Genomic DNA, 12,645 nt, shown 5'->3' with positions numbered 1-12,645 from the left:
CCGGCCGAAATGACAATCGCGGGGAGGTGGCTCGATGACGACCTCTGCCCACACGGATCGGCCCTCGTCGAAACAGAGTTGGTTGGCGCGCGCAGCCTTCGCGGCCCTGGTTCTTGCAGTCGCGGTGCTCCTGATCTTCGCCGGACTGAAAGCCTTGACCATGCTGATCCTGGGGATCGGTGGGGTGGTCGTGTGCGTCGTGGCCGTGTACTGGTTTCTGACCACCCGCGGATTCCTCCGCTGGATCTCGTTGGCGGTGGTGGTACTGACCCCGATCGTGGTGCTCACGTTCCTGGTCCGAGAACGACTCCTGTGGGTGGTGCTGCTCGCGATCGGGTTGTTCGTGGTAGCCGGTATCTGCGCTCGCACCGCCTTGGCGGGGGAGGAGAAGGAATTGCCGGTTGTCGAGCGACCGGCACCGCCGCCCGTCAAGCCGTTCTTCGTGATGAACCCGAACTCCGGTGGTGGCAAGGTCGAGAAGTTCGACTTGAAACGCAAGGCCGAGGAACTGGGGGCCACGGTCGCACTGCTCGAGGGGCCCGAGAAGATCGACGTGACGGCCTTGGCCAGGCAGGCGGTCGCGGACGGCGCCGACCTACTCGGTGTTGCCGGTGGCGACGGAACACAGGCACTGGTTGCTGCTGTCGCGGCCGAACACGACCTGCCCTTCCTCGTCGTCAGCGCGGGAACGCGCAACCACTTCGCCGCGGATCTGGGGCTCGATCTCGAGGATCCATCTCGGTGCCTCGACGCGCTCGTCGACGGCGTCGAGGTCACGGTGGATCTGGGAAATGTCGGCGGTCGAACTTTCGTCAACAACGCATCGTTCGGGGCGTACGCCGAGGTAGTCCAGAGTCCGGAGTACCGCGATGCCAAGACCAGCACCTTCTTGCAGATGCTCCCGGATCTCCTCGCCGGACGTGCCGGAGCGGTGCTGACCGCGCGCTCCCCGAGCGTGTCCGCGGTGGGTCCACAGGCTGTGCTGGTCAGCAACGGCCCGTACGAGATGAACGACCTGGCGGGGCTCGGTCATCGGCCGCGATTGGACAGGGGCACTCTCGGAATCGTCGCGATCTCCGTCAGCAGTGCCCGTCAGGCCATCGGGTTGCTCCATCGGGCGCATCAACACGGTCTGGCTCAGGGCACCGGATTCGAGGTGATCGTCGACGCCGACACCGACGAGATTCCGGTCGGCGTCGACGGCGAGGCGCTGGTGATGCCAACTCCGGTCAGATGCACGGTCAGTCCGCAGGCGCTGAGGGTCAGAGTCCCCCGAGATCGACCGGGTATCCGTCGCCCCCGGCACGCCTGGGATCTGGTCCGGTTGCGAGAGTTGGCGAAGTTCAGGAGATCCGGCGCATGACCTGACCGACGGCCAGAACTCCCTGTGGATCATGCGTGTCCGCCAAAGCGCTCAGCCAGTGAGCGGTGTCCTCGTCGTAGGTGCGGGCGATCTTCTCCGGGTCGACGCTCGGCGCGAAGTTGGGCAGTGCATGCCCGTTCGTCCATGGCGCCATCGTTCGTCCGAGAGTCTCGGCGTGCGGGACTACCGCGTCGACCATCGGTGGGGCAAGAACTCCGACGGTGAACAGCGAGAAGGCAGCGTCACGATGGCAGAAGGCGCTGCGGTGCTCAGGTTCCAGTGCGAGGGCGCCCCCGAGGAGACGTAATTCGACGACGGTTTGGGGTGAACCGGATCCGGGGCCGGCAGCGGCGAGCAGTGCGTCGACGGCCTCGTGTGACAGCTCGTTGGTCAATGCCGTGGATTCGTGCGTCGGCATCGGGTCGACGGGATCGGCGTGCACTGCCCCGAGGGCGGCATAAGGCAGCACACCGACTGCGTCGATCAAGGGTGTTGCGATTGAACGGATTCGGTCGATCAGTGACTTGGCATCGGATTCCTCGGCAAGACTTGCGAATCTGACCGCGACGGTGAGCCTGCCGGCCAGCAGTGGCGGAACCTGTGGAAGGGGTGGAAGTTGCAGAAAGGCAAGAGAGGTCGAGCTGTGCTCAGGCAGGTCGGCGCCCCAGTCCAGCCAGGCGTGCGCGACCGCACTTGCATCTGCGCCGTCGAAATAGAGTGCACCGCCGTAGAAGTGGGTGACCGGTAGTAGGTCGATCTCGATGGCTGTGACAATGCCCAGTGTGGCCTTGCCGCCGCGCAGTCCCCAGAACAATTCGGCATGTTCGTCGGGGGTGACATGAATGAGTTCGCCACTGCCGGTGACGATGTCGAACGAACGAACGTGATCCGACGACAGCCCGTACGTGCGCACCAACGGGCCGATGCCGGCGCCGGTGAGGAAGCCGGCGACTCCGACAGTGGGTGAAGAACCTGCCAGTGGCGCCAAGCCGTGGGGTGCGGCAGCGTCGATGACGTCCTGCCAGATCAAGCCCGCGCCGATTCGGGCAGTGCGGTTTTCGGGGTCGACGACGCACTCCGTGAGCCTGCCGGTGTGGACGAGGAGAACGTCACTGCCGAGAGGGACCGCGCCGTGGCCGGTGCGCTGAACACCGACGCGCAGACCCAACTTCGCCGCGAATCGCACCGTTGCGGCAATGTCTTGCGCGCTCTCGACTGCCACCACAGCGCCAGGCGCGACGGGAACCGCTGCATTCCACGGAATCGCCAACTCGTATCCCGTTTCGCCAGGCAGGGAAACGGAGCCGGTCACCTCTGCGCGCAGTGATTCGACCGCGGCGTCGAGCGTGGGGGTTTGAAGGTTCATGGTCTTCCTTTCCTCATCCGTCTTTCGGTCAAGGGAAGGATGTCCGAACAGGCTTGGGTGGTTCTTGACGTATGTATCCCAAGCGGATCCAAGTTTTATCCAAGCGCATTCTCGCAGTTCAGGGCCATGTCGATCGCGCTCGTTCAGCTACGCCCCGCATGCCGAGTGTCTCCGATTCGGCCGCCACTTCCGTCAGCTCCCGTTCACGTTCGGCGGACGGCTCTCGAAGCAGCGCCCGAAGCAGTCGACAGCGCAGCAGTGTTGGTGCTCCACCGGAGCCAGTTGCGATCTTCTCGGCCTGATCCAGGAGAGTCGATGCCTGCTCGACGTGACCGAGAAGCGCGTGCAGCCGAGCGGAGGCTTCGGCGACCGAGCCCAGTTCACCGACATGGCCCACCGTTGCGATGCAGCCGGTGTGTGGCGAGAGAAGTTCGATGAAGGTGTCGGCGTATTCGACCAGTTCCAGATCTGCCACGACGCGTGCAAGTAGTGTCTGGTGTCCCAATGTCGTCCACGTCTGTGGCCCGCGATTGATCAGCCACTTCTTGATGCCGTCGGAAGTGGCCTCGCGCTCGCCTCGGGCGGCGTCGATGGCGATGGTCCACGAATCAGGTTCCACGACACCGGGATCAGATTCGGCCAACGCACCTCGCTCCCATTCCAGAGTGTTGAACGCCAGATCTGCGCTGCCAGCCGTGTACAACTCCGTTTGCAGATGGATCTGCCTGGCCGTCTCGTACTGCCGGCGGGCTTGCGCGAAGTCTCCGTACCATTCGGCGAGAGTTGCTTCCATCCAGCGTAATTGGACCCGAACCACCGGGAGTCTCAGTAGCTCGCAGCCGATGATCCCCTGCCTGACGTGTTTGACGGCAGCATCGACATTGGCCAGATTCATCTCCGTCATGCTCGCGACGGCGTGTGCGACGACGCTGTCGACACGCGATTGTTGGTGCGGCAGTTCGAAAAGCTCGCGCAGTAGGCGCATGGACTCCGCGCTGTGCACCGCGACTCCGGAGAAAAGCAGAATCCGTCCGAGCAGCGCGTCCGCGATCACATCCGGATCGTCGAGTTCGCGGGCGATGTCGAGAGCACGGGCGCTCCATCGATTCGGGATCTCGGCTTCGGGGTGGTAGCAACTTCCCACCGCCAGCGCAGCAAGAACCCGTGCGTGAGCTGACCTGTCGTTCTCGACCAAGGGCTCGACCGCCGCGAGCCGTTCGAGCAGTGGTCCCGGATCGGTACCGTAGGAAACCCACGGCCACGCACCGGCGGCCCGAAGTAATGCGCCTGCCAATCGTCCGACGGCGGAGGTTCGCCCCTCCCGAACAGCCTCGAGGAGACCGGCATTGACGACGTCGAGAACTGTCTGCCCTCGACCTGCGCGGGCGAGGGCCTCGACTCTGGCCACCAGCAGGTCGTCCCGATCGTCAGCGGATTGCTGGGACACCGGAAGTAAGTCGAACGCGCGGACAGCTGCCTCCCACCACTCGGCCGCGGTCTCCGAACTCCACCGATCGGTCGCATCCTGAGCTGCAGCCGTGCATGCCTCCAGAACGACGAGTGGATCGACCAGGGGAAGTGCCGACATCAGATGTTGCGCGCGGCGGCTCAGCCGGTCCGGATCGGAGGAATTTTCGAGCACTTCGGCAACTCGGGCATGTATCCGCTGGCGACGAAGCGTGGGTATCGCTTCGAGGACTTCGTCTCGGAGAAGGCCGTGAGCAAAGACGTAACCGCCGTTTGCCGAATCCGCGACGATGATTCGTTCATCAGCAGCCGCGTCGAGATGGTCGGCGAGAGTGTCGACGTCGAGACGGGTGGCTGCGGCCAGCGTGTACACCTCGATGGCGTCGCCGATAACTGCGGCAACCCGAAGAGCGTGCAACACTGCCGGTTCCACTGCGGCAAGCCGTCGACCGAGGACAGATCGAACGGCGACGGGGATGCCGTCGCCCAGTCGCTCGTTCCGGGGAAGCCTGGCGTACTCCGAGACGAACAGCGGGTTGCCGCCGGTTCGTTCCGCCAGGGTTCGCGCCTCCGCGTCGTCGAGCCAGTCCCCGGAGACGCACCTTGCGAGTGTTGCAACCTCGCCCTGCGCGAGCGCCGGCACAATCATGGTTCGGTTTCCTTCGCCGTGGAGTACGGCTTCTTCGAACTTGCGCACTGCCGGCCCGACTTCCGAGTCTCGGAGCGTCGACACGAACCAGACTCTGGCACTGGTCATTGCGCCGACCAGGTAGGTCAGGCAACGAAGGGACGTGGGATCGGCCCATTGAATGTCGTCGATGACGACGGTCAACAGTGCATCTTTCGCCGCAGCTTCGATGGTGGTGCGAACCCGTTCGTAGACGGCAAATCTCGCTTCGTCCGGATCGATGTCCGTCGGCGGCGTCAGTACGAAATCGGCGTCGGCTCCGAGTTCCCGAACCAGTCGGCGGATCGGCCACCACGGCGGCGTTCCGTCGTCCTCCGGGCAACGTGCCCAGACGGTGGCTCCTCGAATGGACGTTGTTCTCGACGAACACTCCTCGGCGAATCGTGTCTTGCCGATGCCGGCGGGGCCGGTCAAGATCAACCAGCGAGGTGAGCCACGGCGAACGTCGTCGAGCATCTTGTCGGCGACAATCGTCTGAGCGTCGCGCCCGACGAACAAGCGTGAGGAATCCGTCTCGGGCATCGCTGCTACGGCTGGGGGAGAAGCCGGGACCGACACTTGTTCGGCCCCCGTCCATCCCGGAGTGCGCGGCCAGGCGGCCAGGCCGGGTTCGTGGCGCAGGATCGCGCCTTGCAATGCTGTCAGCTCCCCGCCGGGCTCCAGTCCCAGCTCGGCGTCGAGCCGAGACGCGTGTAATCGAAACTGTTCCAAGGCTTCCGGTGACCTGCCCGCCCGATGCAGGGCAACCATTCGCAGCCAGCAGGTCCGGTCGCGGAACGGGTACTCGCCACAGAGTTGAGCAGCTTCGACCAGCGCGGGTGCCAGGCGCCCCAGAGCCAGAAGCGCCGTTATCCGGGTCTCCCGGCACTCGGTCCGCACTTCCTCGAAGGCTGCGGCTTCCACCTCCACCCAGTGCGCGTCGTTCAGGTCGTCCAGAAGCTGCCCCCGGACCGAGGCGAGGGCACGGTCAGCGGTCGTCAAAGCCTCCTGCCACCGTTCGTTCTCAGCGTGTTGTCGCGCCGTTTCGGCGTCGTCGAGAAACACCGACAGATCGACGTCTGCCGGAGCGACCTCGAGGACATAGCCCGGCGATTGACGCACTATCGGTGACGCCGTACCGGTTTCGACGCGTAGCGCTCGGCGCAGGTTGGAGATATACGCCTGGATGCTTGCCATCGCACTCGCCGGTGCGTCGTCGTGCCAGAGAGCATCGATCAGCCGGTCGGTGGAGACGACGCGACCACGGTTGAGCAGTAGAACGGCAAGGACCGTTCGTTGTTTTCGAGGGCCCAGATCGATCACGTCGCTCGTCGCCGGACCCCGTGCGACCTCCAACGGCCCGAGCAGTCGATAGATCATCCGTTTCCCCTCGTACCTGCGGACGCAGGACGGTTCGATTCTAAGGAGCGAAATTCATACATGCAGGACAAAACGGTCAACTAGTTCTCGTCAACATCTGCTCGGATTCCTCGGAAAGAGTCTGGTTGACGCTGGTAGTGCGCAGCGTCGCCGCACAGACCAACGCACCGAGAGCTGCGATGAAGGCTGCGACAAACAGAGCCAACCGAAGTCCACCGACAAAGTCGTCCGGTGGTCCGCCGGGCAGCATCGACTGCGCCGGAAGGAAGGCGCCGAGCACGGCAACCCCGACTGCGATGCCGGTCTGCCGGAACGCGTCGTTGATCCCTGCGGCCAATCCGGAATGGTTCGAAGTGCTTTCGCCCAGAACCAACCCACTCATGACGGGGTTGAACACCCCGGCCCCCACGCACGCGACAACAAATCCGGGAAGTATCGCGTACGGCGAACTGGTCACGTCGACGACGGTCATCATGACCAGCCCCACCGAGACGAGTAGAAGCGAGCACGTCAACGAGACCGAGACGGGGATGCGCCCGTCCAATTTCGCGGTGGCGCCCGCGACGACGAACATCGCTATCGTCGCCGGTAGATACACCAGGCCGGCGTCCACGGGAGACAGATGCAGCACGTTCTGCAGGTAGATGGTCGTGTAGACGAACACCGCGAACAGGGAGGCGGAGATCGAGAACGCTGCGATCTGCGCTCCGGCGAAGGCCCGATTGGCGAGCAGATGCGGGGGCAGCATGGGCTCGGTGGTACGAAGCTCGTGCAGGGAGAAACCGATCATGGCGGCCGCGGCGATCACCGCGGCGATCATCGGCTGCGGCTCGAACCACCCATCCTCGTTACCGCGTAACAAACCGAACACCAGAGCTGCCAGGCCGGTGGACACCAGAATCTGCCCGGGCACGTCCGCGCCGCGAGGTCGAGGATCGCGTGACTCGGGAACCCACCGCACCGTCATCGCCAGTGTGATCAACCCGATCGGAACGTTGATCAAAAAGATTGCGCGCCAATCCAACAACTCGGTGAGCAACCCGCCCACCAGTGGGCCGACGGCAAACGCGCCCCCGATCGTGGCGCCGTATGCAGCCAGAGCAGTCGCGCGCTGGGGACCCTTCTCGAACACGTCCGCCAGCAAGGCAAGTGAGCAGGCGAAGAGTACGGCACCGCCGATACCCTGAGCGGCCCGCGCGAGGTCGAGCACCCAGATGTTCGGCGCCAGAGCGCAGAACAGAGATGCCGTGGTGAACCACAGGATGCCGATGATGAAAACATGGCGTCGACCCCGTCGGTCTGCCCACGATCCGGCGCTGAGAACGACCGTCGCCAATGCCAGCGTGTACGCGTCGATCACCCATTGCAGGGCGCTGACTCCGGTATCGAGATCGGATGCGATCGACGGCAGGGCGGTGTTGACGACGGCGATGTCGAGCATGAGCATTGCGGTGCTCACGCATACTGCCAGCAGAGTGGCTCGTCTTACTGCGGTGTTCTTCGGGGTGATCGGTGCGGTCATGGCCCGTCCTGATGGTCGAAGGGGTGTGGACTCGGAACACCCTGCGCCCCGACGCTTGGGACATATCGGGCGAAATGCTTGGAACCCGCATGGTTGATAACTGCCGTGTTACTCGGAATCCGTCACCACCTGCTCGGTCGAATACGCACTCTCCCAACGGTTAATCTCTGGTCATGGAGACCAGCCAGTGGGTGCGACGGGTGTTGGTGGTGGAAGACCAACCACTGATGCGTGCGCTCGTCGGTGACACGCTCACACACGCCGGGTTCGTGGTCCATACGGCCGGATCGGCGGTCGAAGCGCTCACGGAGTTCGACGGATTCGATCCTGACCTCTTGGTCACGGACATCGACCTTGGCGTGCGGCCGAACGGCGTCGATCTCGCGAACATCGTCACCGTGAAGGCTCCGCATTGCGCGATCGTGTTCCTGACGAACTACCCCAACGCATCGACAGCGCCAGGTTCTGCGGGTGTGCCGCCGAAATCCCTGTTCGTGGACAAGGCGGCTGTCCAGTCGGCGGATCAGTTGATCGGCGTAGTGGAGGCCGCGTTGACGGAAACCGAGCCACCGGCGCTCGGGAGTGATCCGGACTCCGCCTTGTCGAGCCTCACCAGATCACAGCTCGATCTTCTGCGTTACATCTCGCTCGGGTGGTCGAACAGCGCAATCGCAGCGCATCGTGGGTCCTCGATCCGAGGTGTGGAGAAGCTCATCGCGCGCACTCTCGAGAGCCTGGGATTGACGCACGATTCGTCCACCAATCCGCGAGTGCTTGCTGCGAGTATCTTCATCCGCCATTTCGGTGTGCCCGAAGTGACCGACTCGGTGTGAACCCGCGCGAGTGGTGGCTTCGACTCGGTGATCGGAACATCGTCACCAAGTGGTCCTGGATTCTGACGCTGCCGTTCGCGGTGACCGTGATGGCCAACTACTACCTGTGTACCGGGGTGCGCGAAGTAGGCGTGATGGCAGTCGGCGCCTTCGCGACCCACTGCGTTGTCGGGGTGATGCTGCTGATGGCGAGGGCTGTTCTTGCAGCACACCGATCGCAGCTCGCAGCCCTGGCCCTGTTCGCAGTGATCGGCGCGATCCGCCCGTTCGTCCTCGACGCGATCACCCGCGCGCTCGAACTCCCCGTCGACCCCAGACCGATGCTCGTCCGGGTGGCACTCAACGTCGCGTGCAGCGTTGTCTTCTTGTCGTTGACCGCCGTACTGGTAAGCGCTCTCCGTGACCGCCTCGCGCTGCAACGGAGTTTGAAGGTTGCCGGGGCCGCCGTCCAACTCCAACAGACCCGGGATCGATTCCGCCTCGGCCAAACCCGTGCGCAGTGTCGGCGAGAGCTCGAGCGCAGTATCGAGACGGTCATGCACGCGGTTGCTGAAACGGAACTCGAGGGAGTGCGAGGAGCAGCTCTCTTGAAGCGAATCTCCGACGACGTGGTTCGCCCGATGAGTCATCGACTGTTCCGGGAGATTCCCCCGATCGAATCACCGACGCCGACTGTGCGGCTGACGGCGAGAGATCGACTGATCGGCGTCGTACGCAGCGTTGAACCGGCGCCACTGTACGTACCGGTGTTCGCGTACACGGCACTGGTGACCGTCTACCTGCTCACGACTTACGGCGTGACGTTCACGGCGGTCCAGCTCGGCGTCGGTTTCTGGCTCTTCGTCGGTGGCAATGCGTGCGCTCGCCGAGTTGTCAGCAGCGGAGACGGCCCTCTGAGACGGATCGCGACTCTTTCTGCGGTGTACTGCTCGAGTGCGTTGATCAGCAGTACCGCGACGTGGCTGCTCCTGACGGTGTTCGGCCGTACCCCGACTTTCTATCTCTCGTCGATGGCCGTCTACCCGTTGGTTGCGCTGTCCGTCTGTCTGATCAGGGCTGCGGATACGCAGCGTCAGGACGAGGAGCGTCAACTCCGCAGCGCCCTGAGCCGGCAAGCGCTCGATGCAGCTCGTATCCATGCCGAGCTCATGCACACCCGACGCGGACTGGCCAGGTTGTTGCACTCGTCGGTGCAGGGCGAACTCGTAGCGGCCGCATGGTCTTCGGGCGCCGTTGCCGGTCGCCCAGTCGATGTTGCGGCAACCATTGCCCACATTCTCGACGGCTTGGAAAGCGACCTGTCTGCGTCATCCGATCAGCCGGCTGACTCCGATGCCCGAAAGCGTATCGATGATCTTGTCACGGTGTGGCGCTACGCAATTCCGGTCGTCAGTCACGTCGACGACGAAGTCTGGGCGGTGATCGGTTCCGGCTCCGCTCGGCTCGACAGCGTGGTGGAGATCCTGTCGGAGGGACTGACCAACGCCGTGAAACACGGTGCAGGAGGGCCCGTCTTCCTCGAGGTGACACTCGCCGATGCTCGGGCGGTAGTAGTGCGGATCAGTTCGCCGGGTCGGATGCCGGTGGCACGGGACTCAGGGATCGGGCTTGAATCGCTCGCCGGTACGGTAACGTCCCTCGAACTTGTCGAAGAGGAAGACCGTGTGGTCCTCACAGCCGTGCTTCTGTGACACCGTGAGTGGCGATGTCGTGGAGGCCGAACGTTTCGCCAATGGCCGGATTGGCCGCTTGTACGGTCGCAGAAATGGAATCGATTACTGCGCAGCTCATCCCACTCGCCACCGGCGTCGTCATCAGCCCGATTCCTCTGGTTGCGATCATCGCGATCCTGCTGTCCACTCGGGCGAAGGCAAATGCATTCGCGTACACCGCGAGCATCGTGCTGGCCGCGGCAGCGATTACAGCAGCGACGGCACTCTCGACCACCGGAGTGGAATCGAAGTCCAGTGGCAGCGCGCATACCGTCCAGACGGTGTTCGCCGTCGTGTTCACTGTCGGTTTTCTGGCGCTCGCGTACTCGAGTTGGCGTGGCCGTCCGAAAGACGATGCCGAGCCGGCGATGCCGTCGTGGCTGGCACAGATCGACTCGATGCAACCGGCCAAAGCTGCGGTTCTGGGACTGTTGTTGACCGTACCCAACGCGAAGAACCTGCCGCTCGAACTCAAGGCAGGTTCGATCATCGGTGGCGGGCACCTCGGCTGGGTATCAGTGGTCGCGTACTCCGTTCTGTTCGCGGTAGCGGCGTCCATCGCTTTGATCGTGCTGTCAGCATTGGCTGCCGTGCCCTCGGCGAAGGTGACCGATGCACTGAGCGCCACCAAAAGCACTCTGATCCGCCACAATGCAGCAATCATGACCGTTTTGTTCCTGATGCTGGCAGCATTGGAACTCTCGCACGTTGTCGAAGCCCTGTCGAAGTAGCAACTTGTTTTCGAGGAGAAATCGAATGACGATCACACCCAGCGAAGCGCCGGTAGTCGAGACAACGTACGGGCCGGTTCGAGGATCGACGGAAGGCTCGGTGTCGAGTTGGAAGGGGATTCGTTACGCGGCACCTCCGGTCGGTCCGCTGCGATTTCGCGCGCCGGTTCCGCCGAAGCCATGGACCGAGGTCCAGGACGCAACAGAATTCGGGCCGTGTGAGCCGCAAAGTCGACTCGCGATGATCCCGCTCGGTGAGAACGTTCCGATGGACGAAGACTGCCTGTTCCTCAACGTGTGGGCACCGGGCCCCGTCGGTTCTGATGCGCCGGGTAAACCGGTGATGGTCTGGATTCACGGCGGAGCGTATTTCCGCGGAGCGTCCAGCCAACCACTTTTCGACGCAACCACATTGGCTGAGAACGGCGACGTTGTCGTCGTCTCGATCAACTACCGCATCGGTGTGTTCGGCTTCGTCGATTTCTCGTCCTTCAATTCGAGTGAACATACCTTCGAGCCCAATGTCGCTCTCCGCGACATGATTGCAGCGCTGCAATGGGTTCAAGGCAACATCGCGGCTTTCGGTGGCGATCCCGACAAAGTGACGTTGTTCGGCGAGTCGGCAGGTGGCGGCGCGGTGACGACGCTGATGACCGTCCCGTCCGCTCGCGGCCTGTTTCATCGCGCTATTGCCGAAAGTTCGCCCGCCACTTCGGTGTACGGTAGTGAACGTGGTGAGATCGTCGCGAAGCTGTTTCTCGAGATCTTCAGCGGCGGAATCGATCTGGGTCTGTTGCGGTCCACGTCTGCCGAAGACTTGATCGGGCCGTCAGACGAACTGTTTGCTCGCGTCCCCCAGGAGACGCCTGGCACTTTGGCGTTCGCGCCGATCGTCGACGGTGATCTGCTCCCTGACTACCCGGTGCGCGCGTTCCGTCACGGCAATGCACACCCGATTCCGCTGATCATCGGAACCAACAAGGACGAATCTTCGCTCTTCCGGATGATGAAGTCGCCGTTGATGCCGATCGATCCCGTCGTGATCACGTCGATGTTCGCGGAGATCGCCGACGAGCATCCAGGACTCGAGCTACCGGATCATTCTCAAATCGAAGGCGCGTATTCGGGACTGTCCAAGCTGGGCGCCGGTCTCGGTTTGACCCGTGATTTCGGATTCCGGCTGCCTACGTTGTGGATCGCCGAGGCGCACAGCAAGGTTGCGCCGACGTGGTTGTATCGCTTCGACTACGCGCCGCCGATGCTCAAGGCGCTGAAGATCGGTGCGACCCACGGCACCGAACTTGCCTACGTCTTCGGCAACATCAACCACGGGGCACGAGACATTACCTACAAGTTGGGTGGCTTGAGCGCGGCGCGTCATGTCTCTGAGCGCATGCAGGCGAGGTGGTTGGACTTTGCCAGAGCTGCAGGCGATTACGACGCCGGGGACGATCGCGAACTGGGTGCGGACCCGGGGTGGCCCACTTACGACACCGACACACGCTCGACACTGTTGATCGACAAACGCGATGCCGTCGTCGCTGATCTCGACCGCGAGATCCGGGAGGCGTGGGGTGAGACGGTGATTGCATTCACCTGACGGT

At 63.4% G+C, this 12,645-nt stretch carries 8 protein-coding genes; 5 read left to right on the top strand and 3 right to left on the bottom strand.

Annotation, left to right across the window (positions count from 1 at the left end; all coding sequences use genetic code 11):
- Positions 1-34: 34 nt before the first annotated feature.
- On the top strand, positions 35-1,363 hold the full coding sequence (locus ACBG85_RS27375; protein WP_136471008.1) for a diacylglycerol kinase family protein: 1,329 nt from the start codon (positions 35-37) through the stop codon (positions 1,361-1,363).
- On the opposite strand, the gene ACBG85_RS27370 is transcribed toward ACBG85_RS27375, so the two are convergent.
- The 3 genes from ACBG85_RS27370 to ACBG85_RS27360 form a co-directional block, all read right to left on the bottom strand.
- A complete protein-coding gene (locus ACBG85_RS27370; RefSeq protein ID WP_372025556.1) occupies positions 1,344-2,729 on the bottom strand; it encodes an FAD-binding oxidoreductase in 1,386 nt (461 codons plus the stop codon). The two genes, ACBG85_RS27375 and ACBG85_RS27370, sit on opposite strands and share 20 nt — an antisense overlap.
- A 118-nt stretch (positions 2,730-2,847) precedes the next feature.
- Positions 2,848-6,243 carry a BTAD domain-containing putative transcriptional regulator gene (locus ACBG85_RS27365; protein WP_372025554.1) on the bottom strand — a complete coding sequence of 1,132 codons (3,396 nt, stop codon included), beginning with the start codon at positions 6,241-6,243 and terminating at the stop codon, positions 2,848-2,850.
- Between the two features lie 76 nt (positions 6,244-6,319).
- On the bottom strand, positions 6,320-7,765 hold the full coding sequence (locus ACBG85_RS27360; RefSeq protein WP_118605927.1) for an MFS transporter: 1,446 nt from the start codon (positions 7,763-7,765) through the stop codon (positions 6,320-6,322).
- A 173-nt stretch (positions 7,766-7,938) separates the two neighbouring features.
- On the opposite strand from ACBG85_RS27360, the gene ACBG85_RS27355 reads away from it, so the two are divergent.
- From ACBG85_RS27355 to ACBG85_RS27340, 4 genes are all read left to right on the top strand, one after another.
- Complete coding sequence (locus tag ACBG85_RS27355; RefSeq protein ID WP_058038412.1) at positions 7,939-8,598, top strand: response regulator; 660 nt, start codon at positions 7,939-7,941, stop codon at positions 8,596-8,598.
- Positions 8,595-10,289: a two-component system, sensor protein gene (locus tag ACBG85_RS27350; protein WP_372025551.1), complete on the top strand. Its 1,695-nt coding sequence runs from the start codon at positions 8,595-8,597 to the stop codon at positions 10,287-10,289. The genes ACBG85_RS27355 and ACBG85_RS27350 overlap by 4 nt, the downstream gene beginning before the upstream one ends.
- A gap of 74 nt (positions 10,290-10,363) precedes the next feature.
- Entirely contained in the window at positions 10,364-11,041 is a 678-nt protein-coding gene (locus ACBG85_RS27345) for a GAP family protein (protein WP_003942973.1), read from the top strand.
- A gap of 25 nt (positions 11,042-11,066) precedes the next feature.
- Complete coding sequence (locus ACBG85_RS27340) at positions 11,067-12,641, top strand: carboxylesterase/lipase family protein (RefSeq protein ID WP_372025549.1); 1,575 nt, start codon at positions 11,067-11,069, stop codon at positions 12,639-12,641.
- Positions 12,642-12,645 lie beyond the last annotated feature (4 nt).

This window comes from Rhodococcus sp. NyZ502 (genome assembly GCF_041464245.1).
Classification (GTDB): domain Bacteria; phylum Actinomycetota; class Actinomycetes; order Mycobacteriales; family Mycobacteriaceae; genus Rhodococcus_F; species Rhodococcus_F qingshengii.
This window is presented reverse-complemented; position numbering and strand designations above follow the sequence as displayed.